Genomic DNA, 22,654 nt, shown 5'->3' on the forward strand with positions numbered 1-22,654 from the left:
CATCGTTCAGTCCTCCGCCGACATGAAGCCGGAGCGCCGCCGCATAAGGATCGCCGTGAAGGCCATGGCCAGGGCGAACAGCACCAGGGCGACCACGCAGGCCGCGCCGGTGTCGAAGCGCTGGAAGCCGAGGTTGTAGATCGTCTGAGGGACGGTCAGCGTGGTCTTGTCCGGATAGCCGGGCTCGAACTGCTGCCCCGAGCCGCCGATCACCCCGCTCGCCACCTTCGCCGCCACCAGCGGCTCCGTGTAGTACTGCATGGTGGCGATCACTCCGGTGATCACGGCGAACAGCACGATGGGCGAGATGTTGGGGAAGGTGACGTAGCGGAACCGCTGCCAGGCGCGGGCGCCGTCCAGTTCCGCCGCCTCGTACTGCTCCTTGGGGACGTCGAGCAGCGCCGCCATGAAGATCACCATCAGGTCGCCGATGCCCCACAGGGCCAGGACCGTCAGCGACGGCTTCGACCAGGCGGGGTCGGTGAACCAGCCGGGCGCGGGCAGCCCCACGGACTCGAGGACGGTGTTGACGGGTCCCGTACCGGGGTTGAGCAGGAAGACGAACGACATGGTCGCGGCGACCGGCGGAGCCAGGTACGGCAGGTAGAAGAGCGTCCTGTAGACCCCGGCACCCGTCTTGATCTTCGTGATCAGCAGTCCGATGCCGATCCCGAACAGCACCCGCAGCGACACCATCACGGCGACCAGCCACAGGGTGTTGCGCAGGGCCGGCCAGAAGAGGGCGTAGTCGTTGAAGACGTACGACCAGTTCTTGAGGCCCACCCACACCGGCGGGGCGAACCCGTCGTACTCCATGAAGGAGAAGTAGACGGTCGAGACCAGCGGGTAGGCGAAGAAGACCGCGAACCCGATCAGCCAGGGGGACAGGAAGCCCAGCGTGCGCAGCGCCGACCTTCGTCGCTTGGCCCGCAGCGCGCGGCTCGCCGGCGGATGGAGGGTGGTGGCTGCCATCAGCGTGCCTGCTCGTTGTCCTTGTCGACCTGGGCGTCGGTCTTCTTCAGGCCGGCGTCGAGATCCTTCTCCCGGCCGGCCTCGTAGCGCACGCCGAGGTCCTGGGCGGTCAGCAGGAACGCGCCGCCGTTGACGGACGACGGGGCGTGGGAGCTCTTCGGGTGCTGCGCGATGTCCACGAACGTGCGGTACAGCGGGTCGTCGTTCAGCTTCGGGGACTTCAGCGCCGCCACGGTGGAGGGCACGTTGTGGATGGCGTTGGCGAAGGAGACGACCGCGTCGGTGTCGGTGGAGAGGTACTTCACCAGCTCCCAGGCCGCGTTCTGCTTCTTGCTCACGCCCGCGATGCCGAGGATCGTGCCGGACAGGTAGCCCTTGCCGTAGTCGGCGGCCTGGTCGTCCGGGACGGGGAAGGGGGCCGCGCCGATCTCGAAGTCCAGGTCGGCGTCCTGGGCCATCTTGCCGCGCCACTCGCCGTCGAGCTGCATGGCGACCTGCCCGGTGTGGAAGGGGTGCTTGGGTCCCCACTCGTCGCCGAGGCCGGTGCGGAACTTCTCCAGCTTCTTGTAGCCGCCGAGCTTGTCGGCCAGGTTCTTCTGCCAGGTGAACAGGGCCTTGGCGGCGGGGTCCCCGGCCAGGGCGGACTTGCCCTCCGCGTCGAAGTACCGGACGCCGAACTGCGACGCGTAGTGCTCGAACGTCGTCTCGTAGCCCTGGAAGTTCGGCATGAAGCCGAGCTGCCGGTAGCTGTCGCCCTTGCTCTTGGTGAGCTTCTCCGCCACCTTGTCGAACTCGGAGAGCGTCTTGGGCGGCGCGGTGATCCCGGCCTCCGCGAAAGCCTTCTTGTTGTAGTAGAGGCCGTACGCGTCGCCCAGCAGCGGCACGGCGCACCGCCTGCCCTCGTGCTCGGTGTACTTGGCCATCTGCGGCAGGAAGGTCCGCGCCGGATCGATCTTCGACTTCTCGAGGAACGGCTTCAGGTCGGCGAGCGCTTTGGTGGAGCAGAACCGGCCGACGTTGTCGGTGGTGAACGAGGAGACCACGTCGGGCGCGTTCGAACCGCCCGCCCGCAGGGCCTGGTTGAGCTTGTCGTCGGTGATGCCCTTGACGACCTTGACCTTGATGTTGGGGTGCTTCTTCTCGAACGAGTCGATGTTGGCCTCGATCGCCGCGACCTCGCTGGGCGCGGACCAGCCGTGCCAGAAGGTGAGGGTCGTCTTCGCCTTCGGGTCGTCCGTGGCGCCGCTCTCGGTGGAACCCGTACAGGCGGTGGCGAGAAGCGATATCGCGGCGGTCGCGGCGAGCGCGGCGCCCTTGGTCCTGCGGTTTCTGGGCATGACGGTGCCTCCCTGTGACAAGGACGGGGGAAGGGGACGAGCGAAGGTGTGAAGGGGCCGGCGACGGCATGGGACGAGGGGGCCCGTGGCCGGGGTCAGCGGGAGGTGTCGAACACCTCGTCGCGGGTGGTGGCCAGCGCGCTCTCCAGCGCACCGCGCAGCACCGGATGGCGGCGTACGGCCCCGAGCACGAGACGTGGCCGGGACGCGGCGAGCTCGGTCAGTTCCGACTGCACCCGCGTCCGCAGCGGTTCGCCGCCCGCGGCGATGACCTCGCCGGAGAGGACGACCAGCTCCGGGTCGAGCACGGCCACCATGGAGGCCAGACCGGTGGCCAGCCCGGTCGCGAACGCGTCGAGCAGTTCCCCGTACGGTCCGCTGTCGTTCTCGGCGGCCCTCGCCACGAGCGCGGTCGCGACCTCGGCGTGCGGGCCGCTGCCGATGTCCTCCAGACCGAGCTCCCTGGCCAGCCGGGGCAGCGCCTGGGCGCCGGCGAGTTCCTGGAAGCCACCGCTGTTCGCCTTGGTCACCTGGCGGACCAGCGGGGTGCCGGGCACGGGCAGGAAGCCGACCTCGCCGGCGCCGCCGGTGAAGCCGCGGTGCAGCCGGCCGCCGATGACGACGGCCGCGCCGAGTCCTTCCTCGTTCCACAGCAGGACGAAGTTGTCGTGGCCGTGGGCGGCGCCGAGGCGCTGCTCGGCCACGGCGGCGAGGTTGACGTCGTTCTCGTACTCGACGGGCATCGGCAGCGCGGCCGCGAGCTCGTCCAGCAGGGTGGGGGAGTGCCAGCCCGGCAGGTGGGACGCGTACCGGAGCCTGCCGGTGGACGGGTCGAAGGCGCCCGGGGTGCCGATGACGAGACGGTGGACGTCCGTGCGGGTCAGCCCGGCTTCCTTGACGGCTCCTTCGAGCGCGTCGGTCACCTGCCGTACGACGCTGTCGGCGCGCCGTCCCGGAGTGGGCAGCTCGAACTCGCCGACGGTCGCGCCGGTGATGTCGGCGACGGCGGCGCGGATCCGCTCGGGGGTGACGTCGAGTCCCGCGGCGTGGGCCACGCCGCCGTTGATCGCGTACAGCTGGGCGCTGGGGCCCGGCCGCCCCTCCGTGGTGCCGGTGACGACGACGAGCCCCGCGGCCTCCAGCCTGGCGAGCAGCTGGGAGGCGGTGGGCTTCGACAGCCCGGTGAGCTTGCCGATCCGGGTCCGGGAGAGAGGACCGTGCTCGAGCAGCAGATCGAGCGCCGCACGGTCGTTCATGGCGCGCAGTACGCGCGGGGTACCGGGCGTGGTTCCGGCCACGACGCTTGCACCTGCCTCTCGGCCCGGCCTCTCGACCTGGACTGTTAGGAAAGTTTCCTATTCCGTGGGGACGAAAGTAGGCCGCCCGCCGGGCGACGTCAATGCCAAACGCCCCCTGGGCAACCAAAGCGTTACCGAAGGGGGCGTTGTACGGGGGCTTATTGCCGGAAGTGGTCAGCGAAGCGATCACCGCGGGATCGCCGTGAGTCGGCCGGGACCACCCGTTGGATCGTGCCGGCGGCGGAGCGGCGACTACTTGGAGAGGTTCGCCGGCGGTGGTATCGGCGACGCCGCCATCGACTGCGGCGAGACCGAGGACGAGAAGGCCGACGGGGCCGCCATGCCCGCCGTCGGGTCCGGCGCGGACTCCTCCGCCTGCTGCGGCAGACCGCCGACGATGCGGATGCCCGCCTCGTCGAAGGCACGCTTGATCCGCCAGCGCACCTCGCGCTCGACGCCCAGCGCCTTGCCCGGCATCGTCTTGGCGGAGACCCGGAACGTCATCGAGTCGAGCAGCACCTCGGTGAGGCCCAGCGTCTCGAGCGGGCCCCACAGCTGCTCGTTCCACGGCTCCGCCTTCGCCAGATCGTCCGCGACCTCGCCGATGACGGACTTGACGTGGTCCAGGTCCTCGGAGGCGCGGACGGTGACGTCGACGGCGGCCGTCGCCCAGCCCTGGCTCAGGTTGCCGATCCGCTTGATCTCGCCGTTGCGCACGTACCAGATCTCGCCGTTGTCGCCGCGCAGCTTGGTGACCCGCAGTCCCACCTCGATCACCTCGCCCGATGCGACGCCCGCGTCGATCGAGTCCCCGACCCCGTACTGGTCCTCCATGATCATGAAGACGCCGGAGAGGAAGTCGGTGACGAGGTTGCGCGCGCCGAAACCGATCGCGACACCGGCCACACCCGCGGAGGCGAGCAGCGGCGCCAGATCGATCTGGAACGCGCCGAGGATCATCAGGCCGGCGGTGCCGAGGATCAGGAACGACGCGATCGAACGCAGGACCGAACCTATGGCCTCGGAGCGCTGACGGCGCCGCTCGGCGTTGACCAGCAGACCGCCCAGCGCCGTACCTTCCACGGCCTGCGCCGAGCGGTTCATCCGTGCGATGAGCTTCGTCAGCGCCCGGCGCACCAGCATCCGCAGCACCAGCGCGACGATGAGGATCAGCGTGATGCGCAATCCGGTGTTCAGCCAGGTGGACCAGTTCTCCTCCACCCAGCCGGCCGCGCTCTCGGCGCGCCTGGCGGCCTCGTCGAGCGTGACTGGACCGGGGGAGGGATCAGCGTCCATCAGTGCGGACGACCAGAAGGCGGTCACAGGAGGAACCTCCAGCTTGCGGTGGGAGACCAATAACCCTAACGGGGCATCCGGTGTGATCCGGCGCCTTTCACGGCCAAGAGACGAGGCTCACCGGGCCCCCCGAAGGGGGCGCGCGCGAGGCTCCCAGGCGGCGTGGGGGACCCGGCGCCGTCCTTGTGGCGGAAAACACCTCGAGCCCGTTACGCATACGTGGTGGCGCAGGAAGCGGCCATGAGGACAAACTGATGGCAGATCGTCCCGGCGCGAGCCACGCGCCGCCGGCGTACAAGGAGGCATCCACCGTGCCGCACGTCCTGGTCCTCAACGCGTCGTACGAGCCCCTCGGCGTCGTACCGCTCCGCCGCGCGCTCGTCCTCGTCCTGGAGAACAAGGCTCTCTGCCTCGAGGAGTCCGGCGCCTTCATGCATAGTGAGAGCCGCGTCATCGCCGCGCCCAGCGTCGTGCGTCTCAAACGGTTCGTGCGGGTCCCCTACCGGGGGCCCGTTCCTCTTACCCGCAAAGCCCTCTTCGCCCGCGACGGCGGGCGCTGTATGTACTGCGGTGGCGTCGCAACCAGCGTCGACCATGTCGTTCCGCGCAGTCGCGGGGGGCAGCACGCCTGGGACAACGTGGTCGCGGCGTGCCGCCGCTGCAACCACGTCAAGGCCGACCGCCACCTGCGGGAACTGGGCTGGCGCCTGCGCCACCAGCCCGCCCCGCCGAGCGGTCTCGCCTGGCGCATCATCGGAACCGGCCACCGCGATCCGCGCTGGCTGCCCTACCTCCAGCCGTACGGCGCGGACGACGCGATCACCCGCATCGACGGCATCTCGGCGTAGCGCCGCCCTCCTGGGCTCCGCCCGGACCCGGTACCGCCTTCGGCGGTGGCCTCGAACACCGGCCGGGCTGAATACGCCGCTGTGCGGCGGCCGGCCTGCGGCGGGGCACTCCGGCCTCGGCGGCGTTCGAGGCGCGGGGGCCCGCGGGGTGGGCACCGTCCCGAACACCGGCCCGAACACCGCCCGGGGGCGCGGCCGCTGTCCGGGCGGCGGCCGCCACTCGCCGGAGCCGTCCCCAACTTCGCCGCTGCCGGGCCATCGAGGACGCTGCCGTCGTCGGTGACGACGAGAGCGCCGGGGGCGGCATGCGGCCCGGCGGCACGGTCCACCGGCCGCCGCCTGGGCCCGGTACAGCGGGACGGGACCGGTGGGGGAAACGCCGCGCGGCGGCTACTCCCCGCCCTCCACCACCGCGTACGCCTCGACCGAGAAGAGCGAGTAGCCGAACTCCGTCGCCCGCTCGTCGCCCTGCACCCGCACGAACCGGGCCCCCTGCGCGTCCATCCGGACCGACTCGCGGCCGCCCCTGCCGTCCGTGACCGTCGCCGCGGTGCGCCAGACCTTGCCGTCCGCGGAGACCTGTATCCGGTACCTCGTCGCATACGCGTCCTGCCAGTGCAGCGTCACCTGGCCGACCCGGGCCGGCCGGGCCAGCTCCACCTGCCACCATGCGCTCGGTCCGGCCGGGGAGGACCAGCGGGTTCCGGTGTCGCCGTCGATCGCGGCGGCGGCCGGGAAGTCGGTGGTCTCGTCGCCGGACGAGGACGCCGTCGCGCCCGCCTCGCGTGTCAGGTCGCCGCCGCCGGTGGGCGGGAAGGCGCGCACGGTGAGCGTGCGCTCCTGTCCGGCGAAGGACAGCGGCACCCGGTACTCGCCCGCGGGGGTGTCCTTGGGGACGGTCACCTCGACCGGCACCGTGGTGCGCACGCCGCGTGGCACGGTGGTCTGCTTCGGGACGGTCACCTTGATGCCCGCCGGTGCCTTCGCGGTGAGCGTGCCGCGCACCTCACCGGGGCGCTGCGCGGTCAGCCGGACGTCGGCGCGCTGCGGCCCGCCGCCGATCTCGGCGCTGGTCGTCTCGCGTACGAGGTCGAGACCGGCCGCGGGTTCGTCCGCGAACCAGGGCACCAGGGAGCGTACGGCCGGGCTGTCACCGCCGCCGGTCGTGACGCGTACGGCGTCCACCCGCAGTCCCGCCGCGTCGGCCTGGGTCCAGCCACCCGCGGACAACGGGCCCAGTCGGCGCCAGCCCTCGCCCGGGACGTGCACCTCGAGCCGGCCGGCGGACTCGGCGGAGCGCGGCGAGCCGTTCGCGGGCGCTGTCATCGCGGTCACGGCCGTGAGGGGCCGGGGCCGTGCCAGCCGCACGACGTCCTGGCCCGGCCGGCCGGCCGAGGCCTGGTCGGCTCCCGTCCAGGCGCGTGACTCCTTCACGGCCCGGTCCAGGAAGGGCGTGAGGACACCCTTGCCGACCGTGGCCCGGCTCGCGGCCACGTCCGTGCGCAGCGGTTCGAGCGCCAGTGAGGCGCGCCACGCGGCCTCGCCGTCGCCTCGGCCCTGTGCCTGGAGCATGTCGACCGCCAGCTCGCCGGCCTTCCCGTACCGGGCCAACTGGTCGAGCCAGGGCCGGACCTCGGGCACGAGCCGGCCGTCGGCGGTGCCCGCGAGCCGTTCCGGCGCCCGGCGCATCACCGTGAAGGCGGCGCGCAGCGCGGCCGCGGCACGGTCCCTGGCCCCGGTGTCCGCCGTGGTGCGGGAACGCCAGAACTCGTCCAGCAGCGGCCGCAGGTAGGCCGACTCGTCGTCGGGGTCCAGGATCGAGGACGCGTCGTTCCCCGCGAGGGCGCGCAGCGCCTCACGTGCACCGGCGTCGCCGCCGGCCAGGTCGTCGAGCGCGGCCTGCCAGGACTGCTCGGGCCGGTAACCCTTCGGGTTCCAGGCGTAGTCGGCGGCGGTGAACAGCGGGACGCGGGAGGCGGTGGCCTGTTCCATCGCGTTGGCGAGCAGCGCGGCGGACCCGGTCGCCACGGCAGGCTCACGGCCGGTGTAGGGGCCGAGGAACAGCCGGTCCTGCGCGTAGTCGTTGACCGGGTAGTTGTCCATGGTGACCAGGGGGTGGCCGAAGGCGTCCCGGGCGCCCGCCAGTTCGCGGCCGGTGATGGTGCGCGGCACCACGCCGACCCCGGTCCACGCCACCCGTACCGTGCCGTCCAGCCGATCCGCGAGTGCCCGCCGGTAGTCGGTCGTGCCCTCCTGGTAGAACTCGGTGGGCATCACGGACAGCTCCGCCCCCGGGTGACGCTCCGCCAGGTGCCGTGCCACCTCGCCCGCGACCCGGGCGTGCGCCTCCGCCGCCGCGCGGGGCCCGGAACCGAAGGTGTCCGCGTCCTTCGAGCAGTGCCATTCGCTGTAGCTGACGTCCTGGAACTGCAGCTGGAACGCCCGGAACCCCAGCGCCCACATCGCGTCGACCTTGCGGGTCAGCGCCTTCACGTCGGCCTCGTCGGCCAGGCACATCGACTGGGCGGGCGCGACGGCCCAGGCCAGGGTGACGTGGTTGCGCCGCGCCCGCTCCGCCAGTTCACGCAGCTCCGCACGCTGGGCGGCCGGGTACGGGTCGCGCCAGCGGGTCTGCCGGAACGGGTCGTCGCCGGGGGCGTAGAGATAGCGGTTCTGCTTGGTGCGCCCCATGAAGTCGAGCTGCGCCAGGCGCTGCTCACGGTCCCAGGGGCGTCCGTAGAAGCCCTCCGTCGTGCCGCGCACGGCGGTTCCCGGCCAGTCGCGCACGACGACTCCGGCGACCGTTCCCCCGTCGACCAGTTGGCGCAGGGTCTGCACGCCGTGGAAGAGGCCGTCCTCGCCGACGCCGTCGAGCGCGACCGTGTCACGGTCGGCGACCCGACCCACGGCGAGCCGGTAGCCCCCGGACGGCAGGTCGGTACGCTCCGGCGCGCGCAGGGCGCGCAGCGCCGACAGGGCGTCGCCGCCCCCGAGGTGGACCACGGGCCCACGACCGGGCAGCCGGGTGTGCAGGGTGCGGACGCCGGACTCGCGGAGCAACTCCTCGACGAGCTCGACCGCGTACGGGTCGGCGGACGGGTCCGCGACGAGCGTCACCTCGTCGCCCAGCCGGACGGCCTCTCCCCGGGCGCGCAGGGACTGCGGGCGCGGCCACACGGAAGGGGTCGCGGCGGTGTCCTTGGGATCCTGCGCGGTACCGGCGGGGGAGCCGGGCTCCTGCGGTTGCGCGGTCGCGCCGTGCGCGGTTCCCGCGCCGCCGAGCAGACCACCGATGACGGCGACCGCGACGGCTGCCGCGGTACGTCTCCTGGCCCCGAGCCGCACGGCTGTCTCCCCTCGTCCGACCCCTGCCATTCCGGTCGGTTTCGAGCCCACCACCACCACCGTCGGAGTGTCAATGTGCGTGGCCGTTGTGCGCCTTTTGCCTGGCGTGGTGAATGATCGGGGCAAGTGACAAAGGGGGAACGGAATGTGACACGGAACACGTTGACCGAACGGGCACGTCTGCCGTCGCGCGCGCTGGGTAGGGCTGCTGTGACCCCTCACGTCCCATTGGAGTGATGACCGTGGCCGCATCCGCGCACCTGCTGCTCTCCGCCTTGTCCAAACAGGTCCCGGGCCAGGTTCCGGGACCGTCGAAACCGGCCCCGACCGCCTGCCCGCTCGCCCACGAGGCCCAGCTGACCGGTGAGCCGCCGCTCGCCTACGACGTCCCCCTCACCAGCGAGCCGCCGCTCGCTCACGCCGCCCCGCTCACCAGCGAGCCACCGCTCGCCGACATCGCGCCCCTGACGAGCGAGCCGACCGCCCACGGCACGGCGGGCGGTACGGAGTCGCCGGGGGTCTGAAGGAGTCCGCATGGGCCTTGCCCGGCTCGCCGAGCTGCACGGAGTCGCCACCACCTTCTCGCCCGCCAAGGGCGTCACCGTCGCAGTCCCGGACGCCACCGTCGTGGCCGTACTCGCCGCGCTGGACATCGACGCCTCCACGGCGGAGGCGGTACGCGCCGCGCTGGACCGCGCAGAGCGGGCTGCGGCGAGCCGGCTGCTGCCCCGCACGGTGGTCGTATGGCAAGGCGCCGACGGCGAGCGGGCCGGTGTCCCGCCGGCCCTGACCGCCCTCCCCGCCGGCACGACCCTCCGGGTGACCACGGAAGAGGGCCGCGAGCTCAGCTGGACCACCCCGCGGAACACGGACGCACAGACCGTGGCCGCGGGGACCCCGGGCGGCGGCACGCCGCAAGGCACCGGCCCGGCCCCCGCGCACGGCGCCAAAGGCCCGGAGAGCGCCGCCAGGGTCTGGCAGCAACTGCCGCCCGGTGTGCACCGGCTGCACGCCGCCGCGCCGGACGGCCGCGGCACCGACGCCGGCCTGGTCGTCGCTCCGGCACGGGTGCCCGGCCCGGACGGGCGCTCCCACGGCTTCCTCGTCCAGCTCTACTCCCTCCTCTCCGCGCGTTCCTGGGGGATGGGCGACCTCGGTGACCTTGCCGAGCTGGCCACTTGGTCGGGACGGTCGCTCGGCGCGTCCTTCGTCCAGGTGAATCCGTTGCACGCCGCCGTACCGGGCGCCCCCACCGACCCCTCCCCGTACCGCCCTTCCTCCCGTCGCTTCCCCGACCCCGTCCACCTGCGCATCGAGGACGTGCCGGAGTACGCGTACGCGGACCCGGCGGACCGGCGGCGGCTGGAGGAGCTGCGCGACCGGGCTGCGGAGCTTCGTGAATCGGTGCTCGACAAAGGCGCGTTGATCGACCGGGACGCCGTCTGGGAGCTCAAGGCCCAGGCGTTGGAGATCATCCACGGCATCCCCCTCGGCCCCGGACGCCGCGCCGCCTACGTCGACTTCGTCGCGGAACAGGGCCAGGCGCTGGAGGACCACGCCACCTGGTGCGCCCTCGCCGAGGTGTACGGCTCCGAGTGGCACGACTGGCCCGCCGCGCTGCGCGACCCCCGCTCGCCGCAGACGGCCGAGGCCAGAGCCGCTCTGGCCGACCGGGTCGACTTCCACAGCCGGCTCGTCTGGCTGACCGACGAGCAGCTGGCCGCCGCCGGACGCGCTGCCCGTGAGGCGGGCATGGAGGCCGGGATCGTCCACGACCTCGCGGTCGGCGTGCACCCGGGCGGGGCCGACGCCTGGGCGCAGCAGGACTCCTTCGCCGCCGGGATGTCGGTCGGCGCCCCGCCGGACGCGTTCAACGCGCACGGTCAGGACTGGGGGCTGCCGCCGTGGCGGCCTGACGCGCTGGCCGCGTCCGGTTACGCCCCCTACCGCGGGCTGCTGCGCGGCATCCTGCGCAACGCGGGCGCGCTCCGCATCGACCATGTGATGGGCCTGTTCCGGCTCTGGTGGGTGCCGGTCGGCAGCCCTCCCACCGAAGGCGCCTACGTCCGCTACGACGCGGAGGCCATGCTCGCCGTCCTCGTCCTCGAAGCGCACCGGGCGGGCGCCGTCGTCATAGGAGAGGACCTCGGCACGGTCGAGCCCGGAGTCCGGGAGGCCCTTTCCCGCCGCGGTGTGCTCGGCACCTCCGTGCTCTGGTTCGAACGGGACTGGGCAGGTGACGGACGCCCGCTGCCGCCCGCGAGGTGGCGCGAAGGCTGCGTCGCCACCGCCACCACCCACGACCTGCCGTCCACGGCGGCCCGGCTCACCGGCGGCCATGTGGAACTGCGCCACCGGCTCGGTCTGCTGGCCCGCCCCTTGGAGGAGGAGCGCACGGAGGAGACGGCCGATGTCACCGAGTGGCTCGCCGTGCTCGGCGAACTCGGCCTGCTGCCGGAGGGCCCCGGGGACGAGGAGGGCGCCATCCGGGCCGTCTACCGCTATCTGCTGCGCACCCCGGCGCGGATGGTGGGGATCTGGCTCCCGGACGCGGTGGGCGACCGGCGCCCGCAGAACCTGCCGGGGACCTGGGACCAGTACCCGAACTGGCGGCTGCCCGTCTCGGACGCCGAGGGGCGCCCCATGAGCCTGGAGGAGCTGGCCGCCTCGCCCAGGCTGCACCGTCTGCTGGAGGTCTTCGCCGCCCGTACGGCACCCCCGGACGCGCGGCCGTCATAGCCGTTCGCTACGTTGGGCACCGTGGACAAGAAGAACGCCTTGCGCGCCGGCGCCGTAGCGGCCGGTACGACGCTGATGATGCTGCTCATGTCGTCCCCCGCGCTTGCGCTCACCCCGGACGACGGCGACGACCCGGGTCCGGGCCTGAGCGTGGCCGAGACCCTCGGCCTGTACGTGGTGGCGCCGCTCGCCCTCTTCGCGGTGATCGCCGGTCTGGTGATGGTGCTCGACAAGTCCAAGAAGCAGAGCTGACACAGGACTGATCCGGTCCGAAGGCGCCCGGTGTGCGACGCACCCGGGCGCCTTTGCCGTACCCGGACACCGGCAAACCGTTCAGATCTCCTTCAAAGAACCATCGAAAACTTTCGATGGACCTGATGTTTCCTCGCGTGTGACCGTTGGTCCACATGCAGGCGAGGCCCGCTGAGGGCGGAGGAGACACAGGATGACCGTGACGCCAGAGGTCCGGCCCGGAGCGGACACACAGGAGGGGAAGAGGCCTGCGGACGGGGGCGTCGGCCGCGGGAGGGCGGCCCGGTGGCCGCGCGGCGCCATGGTGCCCGGCCTGCTGCTCGCCGCCGTCGCGACCGTCGTCTGGTCGGGGAGCTTCGTCACGTCCCGCGCTCTGCACGACTCCGTGCCTCCGGTCCAGGCGGCGTTCTGGCGCTGGGTCGTCGCGATCGCCGCCGTCGCCCCGTTCGCGCTGCGGCAGACCTGGCGGCAGTGGGCGCTCGTCCGCCGCCACCTCGGATTCCTGACCGTCGCCGCACTCCTCGGCGTCACCGTCTACAACACCCTGGTCAACCAGGCCGGACTCACCACCTCCGCGGCCAACATGGGCATGATCATGGCCGCCTCACCCGTCCTGATGGCGCTGTACGAGCGGCTGTCCGGCGCCCGGCTCGGAGCCCGCCGCGTCTTCGGGACGGCCGTAGCCTGCTGCGGTGTCCTGCTGCTCGTCGGCGACGGGTCGCTGTCGTTCCGCTTCGCCCCGGGGGACCTGTGGATGTTCGCCGCGGCGCTCAGCTTCGCCTCGTACAGCGCCCTGCTGCGCCGCCGTCCGGACGGTCTCGGGGGACCCGTGCTGCTGTTCACCACGTTCGTGCTCGGAGCGCTGATGCTGCTGCCGGCGCATCTGATCAGCCTCATCGTCCAGGGCGGCTTCGAGCCGTCGGCCGGCACCGTCGGTCCGCTCGTCTACGTCGGCGTCTTCTCCTCGGCCGTCGCCTTCTTCGCCTGGAACAGGGCGATCGCGCTCATCGGGACGGCCAGGGCCGGAGTTGTCTACTACCTGCAACCGGTGTGTGTGGCGCTGCTCTCCTACGCGCTGCTGGGCGAGACGATGGGGAGCGCGCAGGTTGTGTGCATGGCGCTGATCCTCGGCGGGGTGGCCCTCGCCGCCGCCGCAAGGCCCGCCCGATAGCGTGCGGTGCGTGATCGACTGGGACATCAAGAAGCTCCGGATCCTGCGGGCTCTCGGCGAGCACGGGACCGTGACGGCCACCGCCGAGGCGCTGTCGATGACTCCCTCGGCCGTGTCGCAGCAGCTGTCGAACCTGGCCAGGCAGCTCGGTGTGCCGCTGCTGGAGGCGCAGGGGCGGCGGGTGCGGCTCACCGACGCCGCGCATCTGGTGCTGCGGCACGCGGAGGCGGTGTTCGCGCAGCTGGAGCGGGCGGAGGCGGAGCTGACCGACTACCTGCGGGGCGAGGTGGGGATGGTGCGGGTCGGGGCGTTCTCGACGGCCGTGCCGGCCCTCGTCGTACCCGCGGTGCGGCGGCTGCGGACCGGCCACCCGGGCCTCGACGTCCGCGTCAGGGAGGCCGAGGCTTCCGAGGCGTACGAACTCCTCTCCTCGGGCCGGGTCGACCTGGCCCTGTCCCTCGCGGCGCACGCGCCCACGGCCCGCGACCCGCGGTTCGCCCTGGTGCCGCTGCTCGCCGACCCGTTGGACGTGGCACTGCCGGCCGGTCATCCGCTGGCACTGTCGGAGGATCTGCGGCTGGCGGACCTGTCGGGCGAGCCATGGATCTTCGGCGGCAGCGGCCCGTGGTCCGAGATCACGCTCGCGGCGTGCGAGGCTGCGGGCTTCGTGCCGGAACAGGCGCACTCCGCGGCCGGCTGGCCGGCGATCCTCGCGATGGTCGAGGCAGGGCTGGGCGTGGCGCTGGTTCCCCGGATGGCGGCCGAGCGGCGGGACGGCGTGCTGATGCGCCCCCTCGGGACGGACCGGCCCCGCCGCCATGTGCTGGCGGCGGTCCGGCGCGGCTCCGAATCGGCGCCGGGAGTGGCCCGGGTGCTGGACGCCCTGCGGGAGGTCGCGGCGGAGCGGACTGAGTGACGCCGGACCCGTTCCCTGATCAGGCCCGGTCCGAAGATCAGGCCCGACCCGAAGATCCGGCCTGATCGGAGGGGAAGCGCCTAGGCGGAACGCTGGGCCGGCACCTGCCTGCGGACGGGCCGCGCGTCCTCGGCGAGGAGCCCCCACCACCAGGAGACCGCGGGGATGTCCAGCGGCTCGGCACTGTCGTCGGTCGGGACGTCGGTGAACACCGACGGCATGTTCGCCGGGTCGTCCGGCGTCGTGTAGCGGACCGAGCTGATGCCCCAGTCCTGAGCGCCGCGAATGAAGCAGCGCAGGCTGTGGAGGTACTGCCGCAGCTGAGGGCTGCCCTGCTCGGCCAGCTGCTCGCTCACGGTCGTGAACAGGCACATCACCCGGTCCCGCTGGGAGATCGCCGCGTCCAGGGCCTGAGCGGGGCTCAGTCCGCGTTCCTGCTCGAGCACGCGCAGGGCGTTGAGGTAGTAGCCGGAGCCTCTGCGCTCCTTGTGGTACGAGAAGATGTCGTTGTCCCAGGTGATGATGAACGACGCCATCTCGGCCACGGCCCGTACCTCGGTCCGGTCCCGTTCGTACGGCTGGAGTTCGTAGCCGTGCCCCATCTCCAGCATCGGGAGCACCACCGATGTCGCGCCGTCGTAGAGGCGCATCAGCGTGTAGTCGTTGAGGTCCGGGACCGTGCCCGCGCGCCGGTGGGCGGCCTCCCACACGACGGAGAAGAAGTACTCGCGCAGGGCGTCGACCCACCGGGCCGTCTGGCCGGCCGTGCCGAAGCGGTCCACGCGCATGCGCAGGTCCCGCAGGCCCGCGGCCAGTGGGTCGTCCTGCATCATCGGGGCCTCGGGGTTCTGCGCCACGCGTATCAGGCGGTGCAGGAGTCCGGCCAGGTCGCCCGGCCGGTGGCCGAGTTCCCCCTCCTCGCAGTGGCCGTCGTCGACGCCGAAGAGCCAGAGGATGAAGTCCGCGAGCAGCGAGACGACCTCTTCGCGGCCCTCGGGGAGGATGCGGGCGGAGAACGTACCGATGTCCTGGGTGACGAGTTTGCCGCGCAGTTCCTCGGACCCGATGCGGAAGGTTTCCGCCCAGGCCGCTGTCTGGACGTCGATGTCGGCGTGCTTCGGATGGATCGCTTGTCGGATCGGAGAGAAGAGCGGCGGAACGGTCAGCTCGGGCTCCACTGCGGCCTGCCTCTCGATGCGGGGGGCGCAGTGCATCAACTTCGATGAAAAACGCGCAACTTGCACCCCTCAATGATCAACTAAGACGCATCGTACTCAGCCAGAGTGGCCGATCCAACAGGACGATGTCCATACAAACCGGCCACTCGAGAACTTTTGGTGGCCGGAACGGAACAGTTACTTCCGGACTCCACCCGGCACGGCTGCCGTCAGGACGCCTCCTGTGTCATCGCAAGGGTCTGGAGATAGCGCATCAGGGTCATCAGGACGTCCCGGCTGGAGCTGCGCATCCGTGCGTCGCAGAGCACTATCGGCACGGCGTCCGGCAGGTCCAGCGCGGCACGCAGCTCGTCGACGGAGTGATCGGGGGCGTCCGGGAAGGAGTTGACGGCGACGACGAACGGCACGCCGCGTTCCTCGAGCCGCCCGATGACGTCGAAGCTGACCTCGAGCCGACGGGTGTCGACGAGCACGACGGCGCCCAGCGCGCCCTCGAACAGCCCGCGCCACAGGAACCAGAAGCGTTCCTGGCCGGGGGTGCCGAACAGGTACAGCACCAGCTCCTCGTTGATGCTGATGCGGCCGAAGTCCATCGCGACGGTCGTGGACGTCTTGCGCTCCACGCCCTGGGTGTCGTCGACGCCGACCCCGGCCTGCGTCATCGTCTCCTCGGTCGTCAGCGGCCTGATCTCGCTCACCGAGCCGACCAGGGTCGTCTTGCCGACGCCGAAACCACCCACGATGACCACCTTGACGGCGGCCGTGGCCGTCTCAGGCAGCACGTCCTCGCTCCGCGGCCCGACGGCCTGCTCAGAGCTTTTGAAGTCCATCGATCACTGCCTCAATCAAAGCGCGGTCGGGGAGACGGGCGGCCCGGACGGGTGCGCGTGCCAGCACCTTGTCCTCGGCCAGAAGATCGCTGAGCAGCACGGTCACGACGCTCACCGGGAGGCTCAGGTAGGCGGAGATCTCGGCCACCGAGAGCGGTGCGTGACAGAGCCGGATGATCGCAGCGTGCTCGGGCTGCATCCCGGGTTTGGGGCCCGACCTGGCCACTATCAGGGTGACCAGGTCGAGCGCTGTGGGCGCGGACGAGCCGCTGCGGCCGCCCGTGATGACGTAGAGCCGCTCGGGACTGGTCTCTTCCCAGTCCCCGCCCGCGTCGCTCACGCGGTCTGTCCTTCATGCCGCGGCGGCGTGCTCAGGTGCTCTCCGATCCGCAGCACGAGGTCCCGCATCCGGTGGCCCATCAGCCCGGCGTCGACGCCTTCGTCGGCCAGTACCGCGAGATACGCGCCGGCGCCGGCCGCCATCAGGTAGAAGAAACCGCCGTCCATCTCGATGACGACCAGACGCATCTGCCCGTCACCGTGCGGTAGTTCGGACGCGACGGCGGCCGCCAGGCTCTGCAGTCCCGCGCAGGCGGCCGCCAGCCGGTCGGCGGTGTCGGTGTCCGCGCCGTACTGGGCCATGCGCAGACCGTCGGCGGACAGGACGACGACGTTGCGCGTCTGCGGGACGCCCTCTGCCAGGTCCTTGAGCATCCAGTCCATGTTGGTCTGGTTGGACTGCCGCTGAATCATGGCTGCTCGTTCCCCTTGCTTGGCTGGGTGGTGTCACCGGACAGGCCGCTCTGGAACGCGGCCAGCCACATGCCGGGCTGCACCGCCGGTGCGGACTCCGTCTCCGAGGCGGCCGAGGGCGCACCGCCGGGGGGCGCCGTCGGACCGGCGGACTCGCGGGGCCCGGCCGGTGCGGCCGGCGCGGGCACGGTCGCGCGTGCCTTGCGGCGGCGCTGGGGCAGACCGGTGGGGGTCCGCTCTGTCACCACCGGCAGGTCGTCCTCGGGCGGGGCGGCCGACACCGCGGCCGTCGGCCCGCCGGCCGGCCTGGGCAGCCGCTCCTGGTTCTCGGATCCGGCCGGACGCGGGCCGGAGGAGGCGCCGATACCGTGCGCGAGGCCGGTCGCGGACGAGGCGGTGGTGATGAGGTCCTGCGGTACGACGAGGACGGCGCGGACACCGCCGTACGCGGACGAACGCAGCGAGACCTGGAAGCCGTACGCCTGGGCGAGCCGGCCGACGACCGCCAGGCCGAGGCGGGGCGTCTCACCGAGGTCGTTGACGTCGATCCCCTGCTGGGCCTGGCGCAGCATGCGCTCGGCCCGCAGCCGGGCCTCCTCGCTCATGCTGACGCCGCCGTCCTCGATCTCGACGGCGATGCCGGACTGCACGTCCACCGCGGTCAGATGGACCTTGGTGTGCGGCGGCGAGTAGCGGGTGGCGTTGTCGAGGAGCTCGGACAGCGCGTGGATCAGCGGCTCGACGGCGGTGCCGACGACGGCGACCTCGGAGACCGAGTGCAGCTCGACCCGCTGGTAGTCGATGATCCGCGACATCGCGCCACGCATGACGCTGTACAGCGGTACGGCCCTGCTCCACTGGCGGCCGGGGCGGGCACCGCCGAGCACGGCGATGGAGTCGGCGAGGCGGCCGATCAGGGCCGTGCCGTGGTCGATACGCAGCAGGTCGCCGAAGACGCTGGGTGTCTGACCGTGCCGGTCCTCCATCTCCCGCAGTTCCTGCGCCTGCTGGTGGACGATCGCCTGCACGCGGCGGGCGATGTTCACGAAGGCGCGCTGGGCGGACTCGCGCAGGTCCTCCTCCGCGCTGACCGCGCCGACGACCGAGCGGAGCACCGCCTGGTGCTCGGCCGACGCGTCGAGCGAGGCGAGCACGTCCTCGGGGAACTCGCCCTTGCGGAGCCGTTCCACCACCTCGGGCAGCAGCTCGCCGGCGAGCCGGGTGGTCTCGGCGGCCTGTCGCGCGAGGGCGGCGTCCTGCGCCGCGACCGTGTGCCGCAACTGGGCCACGAGTCTGCCGCGCCGCATCACCTCCGCGCAGGTGGCGGCGACCGCGACGACCGCGACGACGCAGATCACGACCACGGGGGTGCGGGCCGAAGCGGAGACCAGGGACACGGCCGCGATCGCGGCCGCGGCGGTCGCGGCTACGGGCAGCTGCCAGACAAGGCTGGCCGGGGGCCGCGGACTTCCGGTCGACGTTCCCTGTCGAACCATCAGCATCCTCAGAATCGAACGTGGAAGATCATATGACGACGGGCGGGAGCATATCCCGCTTGCGCTAGATCGTTTGACGGTGGGTCACTCCACTGTCGTGATGTATACGGCCGAAATGGCAAACGGGCGCGCCGAGTTCACTCGAAAATGTTTGAACGGTGTGTCTTCCTGCCGATGTTGGTATGGCACGGTTGCCGGGCCGACCGCCGGCAGGGTTGTGCGGCGACCTCCGCGCGCCGCTCCCGCGCTTCGAGCTCCGGCGCGAGACCGGCCGTGAGACCGGCCGTGAGACCGGCACCGCGGCCCGTGCCGCCCGCGGCCCGTGCCGCCGGAGCCCGCACCCGGATACGCGAAGGGCGCCCCGGGACCACCGTGAGTGAGTGGTCCCGGGGCGCCCTCGGGCGGGTCAGTCGGAGGCCGCCGCCGCGTCCGCCGCCTGGGCCTTCAGCGCGCGCTCGACGCCCGCGCGGGACTCGGAGACCAGCCGGCGCAGCGCCGCGTTCGGCTCGGCGGAGGACAGCCACTCGTCCGTCGTGTCCAGCGTCTCCTGGGAGACCAGCAGCGACGGGTAGAGGCCGATCGCGACCTGCTGCGCCATCTCGTGGCTGCGCGACTCCCACACGTCCTTGACCGCCGCGAAGTACTTCTCCGCGTACGGCGCGAGCAGCTCACGCTGGTCCGTCTGGACGAAGCCGGAGATCACCGCCTCCTGCACGGCGTTGGGCAGCTTGTCGGACTCGACGACCGAGGCCCAGGCCTCCGCCTTCGCCTCCGGGGTCGGCCGCGCCGCCCGCGCGGTCGCCGCGTGGCGCTCGCCGGCCGCGGTCTTGTCCCGCTCGTACTCGCCGGCGATGTCGTCCTCGTCGAAGACGCCGGTCGCGGCGAGCCGCTCCACGAAGGCCCAGCGCAGCTCGGTGTCGACGGCCAGGCCCTCGATCGTCTCCGTGCCGTCGAGCAGCGCCTGGAGCAGGTCCAGCTGCTGGGGGGTGCGCGCGGTCGCGGCGAACGCCCGTGCCCACGCCAGCTGGTGGTCGCTGCCCGGCTCCGCCGCCCGCAGATGCGCGAGCGTGGCGTCCGTCCACCGGGTCAGGCCGGTCTCACGCCAGGCGGGCGCCGCGTACAGGTCGACGGCGAGCTTGACCTGACGGTGCAGGGACTGGACCACGCCGATGTCGGACTCCTTGCCGATCCCGGACAGGACCAACGACAGGTAGTCGCGGGCGGCCAGTTCGCCGTCGCGGGTCATGTCCCAGGCGGAGGCCCAGCACAGCGCGCGCGGCAGGGACTCGGTGAAGTCGCCCAGGTGCTCCGTGACGTTCCGCAGGGACTCCTCGTCGAGGCGGACCTTCGCGTACGACAGGTCGTCGTCGTTGAGCAGGACGACGGCCGGGCGCGCCTTGCCCACCAGCGCCGGGACCTCGGTCAGCCCGCCGTCGACGTCGAGCTCGATCCGCTCGCGGCGCACCAGCTTGCCCGCGTCGTCCAGGTCGTACAGGCCGATCGCGATGCGGTGCGGGCGCAGCGTCGGCTCGCCCTTCGCGCCCGCCGGCAGCGCGGGGGCCTCCTGCCGCACGGCGAAGGAGGTGATGACACCGGAGTCGTCCGTGCCGATCTCCGGGCGCAGGACGTTGATGCCGGCCGTCTCCAGCCACGCCTTCGACCACGTCTTCAGGTCGCGTCCGCTGGTCTCCTCCAGCGCACCGAGCAGATCGGACAGACGGGTGTTGCCGAACGCGTGCGCCTTGAAGTACGCCTGCACGCCGCGGAAGAACTCGTCCATGCCGACATAGGCGACCAGCTGCTTGAGAACCGACGCGCCCTTGGCGTACGTGATGCCGTCGAAGTTCACGAGAACGTCATCGAGGTCGCGGATCTCGGCCATGATCGGATGGGTCGACGGCAGCTGGTCCTGCCGGTAGGCCCACGTCTTCATGGAGTTCGCGAACGTGGTCCACGAGTGGGGCCACTTCGAACCGGGCGCGGAGGCCTGGCAGGCGATCGACGTGTAGGTGGCGAACGACTCGTTCAGCCACAGGTCGTTCCACCACTCCATGGTGACGAGGTCGCCGAACCACATGTGGGCGAGCTCGTGCAGGATCGTCTCCGCCCGCACCTCGTACGCCGCGTCCGTCACCTTCGAACGGAAGACGTACTGGTCGCGGATGGTGACGGCGCCCGCGTTCTCCATCGCGCCCGCGTTGAACTCCGGCACGAACAGCTGGTCGTACTTGGCGAACGGGTAGGCGTAGTCGAACTTCTCCTGGAACCAGTCGAAGCCCTGCCGGGTGACGTCGAAGATCGCGTCCGCGTCCAGGTACTCGGCCAGCGACGGGCGGCAGTAGATGCCGAGCGGCACCGACTGCCCGTCCTTCTCGTACGAGCTGTGCACACTGTGGTACGGGCCGGCGATCAGCGCCGTGATGTACGTGGAGATGCGCGGCGTCGGCTCGAAGCGCCACACGTCGTCCTCGGACGCGGCCCCCTCCGGCTGCTGCCGCGGCGAGTTCGAGATCACCGTCCAGCCCTCGGGAGCCTTCACGGTGAACCGGAACGTCGCCTTGAGGTCCGGCTGCTCGAAGTTCGCGAAGACGCGCCGCGCGTCCGGCACCTCGAACTGCGTGTAGAGGTACGCCTGCTCGTCCACCGGGTCGACGAACCGGTGGAGGCCCTCGCCGGTGTTGGTGTACGAGCAGTCGGCGACGACCTTCAGCTCGTTGTCGCCCTCGCGCAGGTGCTTCAGCGCGATCCGCGAGTCGCGGAAGACCGCGGCCACGTCGAGCGACTTGCCGTTCAGCACCACGTCGTGCACGGCGGGTGCGACCAGGTCGATGAACGTCTCCGCGTTCGCCTCCGCGGACGCGAAACGCACGGTGGTCTCGGACCGGTAGGTCCCGCCGTCCTGTGCCCCGGAGAGATCGAGGTCGATCTCGTACGAGTCAACGGTGAGCAGACGCGCACGCTGCTGCGCCTCTTCACGGGTCAGGTTTGTGCCAGGCACCCGGTCATCTCCTCGGTATGCGATGTTTGCGCTCATCCTTCCACGCGGCCGAGGCGGAACGCCCGCGAGTTCCGGCCCGGCGCCACGCGCGAAAAGGCGGGCGCCGCACGGCGCCCGCCCCCTGTTTCCCGCCGTGCCGCGTCAGCCGCGCAGCTCGTCCGCGACCAGCTCCGCGATCTGCACCGCGTTCAGCGCGGCGCCCTTGCGCAGGTTGTCGTTGGAGACGAACAGCGACAGGCCGTTGTCGACGGTCTCGTCCACCCGGATACGGCCGACGTACGAGGCGTCCTTGCCCGCCGCCTGGAGCGGCGTGGGGATCTCGGACAGCTCCACGCCGGGCGCGTCCTTCAGCAGCTCGTAGGCGCGCTCGACACCGAGCTCGTTCGCGAATCGCGCGTTGACCTGGAGCGAGTGGCCGGAGAAGACCGGGACGCGCACGCAGGTGCCGGAGACCTTGAGCTCGGGGATCTCGAGGATCTTGCGGGACTCGTTGCGGAGCTTCTGCTCCTCGTCGGTCTCGTGGGAGCCGTCGTCGACGAGGTTGCCCGCCAGCGGGATGACGTTGAAGGCGATGGTGCGCTTGTAGACGCCGGGCTCGGGGAAGGCGACCGCCTCACCGTCGTGGGTGAGCTCCTTGGCACGGTCCGCGGCCGCTCTGACCTGGTCGTCCAGCTCGGCGACGCCCGCGAGGCCGGAGCCGGAGACCGCCTGGTAGGTGGTGGCGACCAGCGAGACCAGCCCCGCCTCCTGGTGCAGCGGCTTGAGGACCGGCATGGCGGCCATCGTGGTGCAGTTCGGGTTGGCGATGATCCCCTTGGGGCGGTCCTTGACCGCGTGCGGGTTGACCTCGGAGACGACGAGCGGCACCTCGGGGTCACGGCGCCAGGCGGAGGAGTTGTCGATCACGACGACGCCCTGCGCGGCGACCTTCTCGGCGAGCGCCCTGGAGGTCGCGCCGCCGGCGGAGAACAGCGCGATGTCCAGGCCCGTGAAATCGGCGGTGGAGGCGTCCTCGACCGTGATCTCCCGGCCTTCCCACTCGATCGTGGAGCCCGCGGACCGGGCCGAGGCGAACAGCCGCAGCTCGTCGACCGGGAACTTCCGCTCGGCGAGGATCTTGCGCATGACCGTGCCGACCTGCCCGGTGGCTCCGACGATTCCGACCTTCACGGGGACTCCTCCGTACGTACTTGCGGCCCTGATGCCGTTCCATGATGCGTATGTC

The 22,654-nt window shown here is 71.7% G+C and carries 18 protein-coding genes; 6 read left to right on the forward strand and 12 right to left on the reverse strand.

Annotated features, from left to right (window positions below; translation table 11 throughout):
• Positions 1-6: 6 nt before the first annotated feature.
• The 4 genes from AB0K36_RS05665 to AB0K36_RS05680 form a co-directional block, all read right to left on the reverse strand.
• Entirely contained in the window at positions 7-972 is a 966-nt protein-coding gene (locus AB0K36_RS05665; RefSeq protein WP_364588744.1) for a carbohydrate ABC transporter permease, read from the reverse strand.
• Positions 972-2,309 (reverse strand): ABC transporter substrate-binding protein, encoded by a 1,338-nt coding sequence (locus AB0K36_RS05670; protein ID WP_364588747.1) that lies wholly within the window; start codon positions 2,307-2,309, stop codon positions 972-974. Before AB0K36_RS05670 ends, AB0K36_RS05665 begins: the two co-directional genes overlap by 1 nt.
• Before the next feature lie 95 nt (positions 2,310-2,404).
• Positions 2,405-3,607, reverse strand: coding sequence for an ROK family transcriptional regulator (locus AB0K36_RS05675; protein ID WP_364588750.1), 1,203 nt, complete (start codon positions 3,605-3,607; stop codon positions 2,405-2,407).
• A gap of 252 nt (positions 3,608-3,859) precedes the next feature.
• Entirely contained in the window at positions 3,860-4,903 is a 1,044-nt protein-coding gene (locus tag AB0K36_RS05680; protein WP_364588886.1) for a mechanosensitive ion channel family protein, read from the reverse strand.
• A gap of 311 nt (positions 4,904-5,214) precedes the next feature.
• Here AB0K36_RS05680 and AB0K36_RS05685 point away from each other — a divergent pair, with 311 nt between their 5' ends.
• Complete coding sequence (locus tag AB0K36_RS05685) at positions 5,215-5,751, forward strand: HNH endonuclease (RefSeq protein WP_159695201.1); 537 nt, start codon at positions 5,215-5,217, stop codon at positions 5,749-5,751.
• 390 nt (positions 5,752-6,141) lie between these two features.
• Here AB0K36_RS05685 and AB0K36_RS05690 read toward each other — a convergent pair whose 3' ends face one another.
• Positions 6,142-9,096 (reverse strand): glycoside hydrolase family 84 protein, encoded by a 2,955-nt coding sequence (locus AB0K36_RS05690; RefSeq protein ID WP_364588753.1) that lies wholly within the window; start codon positions 9,094-9,096, stop codon positions 6,142-6,144.
• Between the two features lie 242 nt (positions 9,097-9,338).
• On the opposite strand from AB0K36_RS05690, the gene AB0K36_RS05695 reads away from it, so the two are divergent.
• The 5 genes from AB0K36_RS05695 to AB0K36_RS05715 all read left to right on the forward strand — a co-directional run bounded on the left by AB0K36_RS05695 (position 9,339) and on the right by AB0K36_RS05715 (position 14,174).
• A complete protein-coding gene (locus tag AB0K36_RS05695; RefSeq protein ID WP_364588889.1) occupies positions 9,339-9,620 on the forward strand; it encodes a hypothetical protein in 282 nt (93 codons plus the stop codon).
• A 10-nt stretch (positions 9,621-9,630) separates the two neighbouring features.
• On the forward strand, positions 9,631-11,835 hold the full coding sequence (gene malQ / locus AB0K36_RS05700) for a 4-alpha-glucanotransferase (RefSeq protein ID WP_364588756.1): 2,205 nt from the start codon (positions 9,631-9,633) through the stop codon (positions 11,833-11,835).
• A gap of 21 nt (positions 11,836-11,856) precedes the next feature.
• Positions 11,857-12,087 (forward strand): hypothetical protein, encoded by a 231-nt coding sequence (locus tag AB0K36_RS05705; protein WP_037776811.1) that lies wholly within the window; start codon positions 11,857-11,859, stop codon positions 12,085-12,087.
• Between the two features lie 193 nt (positions 12,088-12,280).
• Entirely contained in the window at positions 12,281-13,258 is a 978-nt protein-coding gene (locus AB0K36_RS05710) for a DMT family transporter (protein ID WP_435877785.1), read from the forward strand.
• Positions 13,259-13,268: 10 nt separating this feature from the next.
• On the forward strand, positions 13,269-14,174 hold the full coding sequence (locus tag AB0K36_RS05715; protein ID WP_364588759.1) for a LysR family transcriptional regulator: 906 nt from the start codon (positions 13,269-13,271) through the stop codon (positions 14,172-14,174).
• Between the two features lie 80 nt (positions 14,175-14,254).
• Here the strand turns inward: AB0K36_RS05715 and AB0K36_RS05720 are convergent, their stop codons facing one another.
• The 7 genes from AB0K36_RS05720 to AB0K36_RS05750 all read right to left on the reverse strand — a co-directional run bounded on the left by AB0K36_RS05720 (position 14,255) and on the right by AB0K36_RS05750 (position 22,599).
• On the reverse strand, positions 14,255-15,352 hold the full coding sequence (locus tag AB0K36_RS05720) for a selina-4(15),7(11)-diene synthase (RefSeq protein ID WP_364588895.1): 1,098 nt from the start codon (positions 15,350-15,352) through the stop codon (positions 14,255-14,257).
• A gap of 209 nt (positions 15,353-15,561) precedes the next feature.
• Positions 15,562-16,182: a GTP-binding protein gene (locus tag AB0K36_RS05725; RefSeq protein WP_364588762.1), complete on the reverse strand. Its 621-nt coding sequence runs from the start codon at positions 16,180-16,182 to the stop codon at positions 15,562-15,564.
• Positions 16,163-16,522 (reverse strand): DUF742 domain-containing protein, encoded by a 360-nt coding sequence (locus tag AB0K36_RS05730; RefSeq protein ID WP_189467830.1) that lies wholly within the window; start codon positions 16,520-16,522, stop codon positions 16,163-16,165. Before AB0K36_RS05730 ends, AB0K36_RS05725 begins: the two co-directional genes overlap by 20 nt.
• Entirely contained in the window at positions 16,519-16,935 is a 417-nt protein-coding gene (locus AB0K36_RS05735) for a roadblock/LC7 domain-containing protein (protein ID WP_159692004.1), read from the reverse strand. The genes AB0K36_RS05730 and AB0K36_RS05735 overlap by 4 nt, the downstream gene beginning before the upstream one ends.
• Entirely contained in the window at positions 16,932-18,431 is a 1,500-nt protein-coding gene (locus AB0K36_RS05740; RefSeq protein WP_364588765.1) for a sensor histidine kinase, read from the reverse strand. The genes AB0K36_RS05735 and AB0K36_RS05740 overlap by 4 nt, the downstream gene beginning before the upstream one ends.
• Before the next feature lie 406 nt (positions 18,432-18,837).
• Positions 18,838-21,429 (reverse strand): aminopeptidase N, encoded by a 2,592-nt coding sequence (gene pepN, locus AB0K36_RS05745; protein WP_364588768.1) that lies wholly within the window; start codon positions 21,427-21,429, stop codon positions 18,838-18,840.
• A 141-nt stretch (positions 21,430-21,570) separates the two neighbouring features.
• The gene (locus AB0K36_RS05750; protein ID WP_364588771.1) at positions 21,571-22,599 is read right to left on the reverse strand and encodes an aspartate-semialdehyde dehydrogenase; all 1,029 of its coding nucleotides are present in this window, start codon (positions 22,597-22,599) and stop codon (positions 21,571-21,573) included.
• Between the last annotated feature and the right edge of the window lie 55 nt (positions 22,600-22,654).

This window comes from Streptomyces kurssanovii, from assembly GCF_040677245.1.
In the GTDB taxonomy this organism is placed as follows: domain Bacteria; phylum Actinomycetota; class Actinomycetes; order Streptomycetales; family Streptomycetaceae; genus Streptomyces; species Streptomyces kurssanovii.

What these genes read in the sequence shown, in the direction of transcription:
- AB0K36_RS05670 (WP_364588747.1), bottom strand. Translation starts at nt 2,309, where the DNA reads ATGCCCAGAAACCGCAGGACCAAGGGCGCCGCGCTCGCCGCGACCGCC.
- malQ (WP_364588756.1), top strand. Translation starts at nt 9,631, where the DNA reads ATGGGCCTTGCCCGGCTCGCCGAGCTGCACGGAGTCGCCACCACCTTC.
- AB0K36_RS05680 (WP_364588886.1), bottom strand. Translation starts at nt 4,903, where the DNA reads ATGGACGCTGATCCCTCCCCCGGTCCAGTCACGCTCGACGAGGCCGCC.
- AB0K36_RS05740 (WP_364588765.1), bottom strand. Translation starts at nt 18,431, where the DNA reads ATGGTTCGACAGGGAACGTCGACCGGAAGTCCGCGGCCCCCGGCCAGC.
- AB0K36_RS05665 (WP_364588744.1), bottom strand. Translation starts at nt 972, where the DNA reads ATGGCAGCCACCACCCTCCATCCGCCGGCGAGCCGCGCGCTGCGGGCC.
- AB0K36_RS05735 (WP_159692004.1), bottom strand. Translation starts at nt 16,935, where the DNA reads ATGATTCAGCGGCAGTCCAACCAGACCAACATGGACTGGATGCTCAAG.
- AB0K36_RS05725 (WP_364588762.1), bottom strand. Translation starts at nt 16,182, where the DNA reads ATGGACTTCAAAAGCTCTGAGCAGGCCGTCGGGCCGCGGAGCGAGGAC.
- AB0K36_RS05710 (WP_435877785.1), top strand. Translation starts at nt 12,281, where the DNA reads ATGACCGTGACGCCAGAGGTCCGGCCCGGAGCGGACACACAGGAGGGG.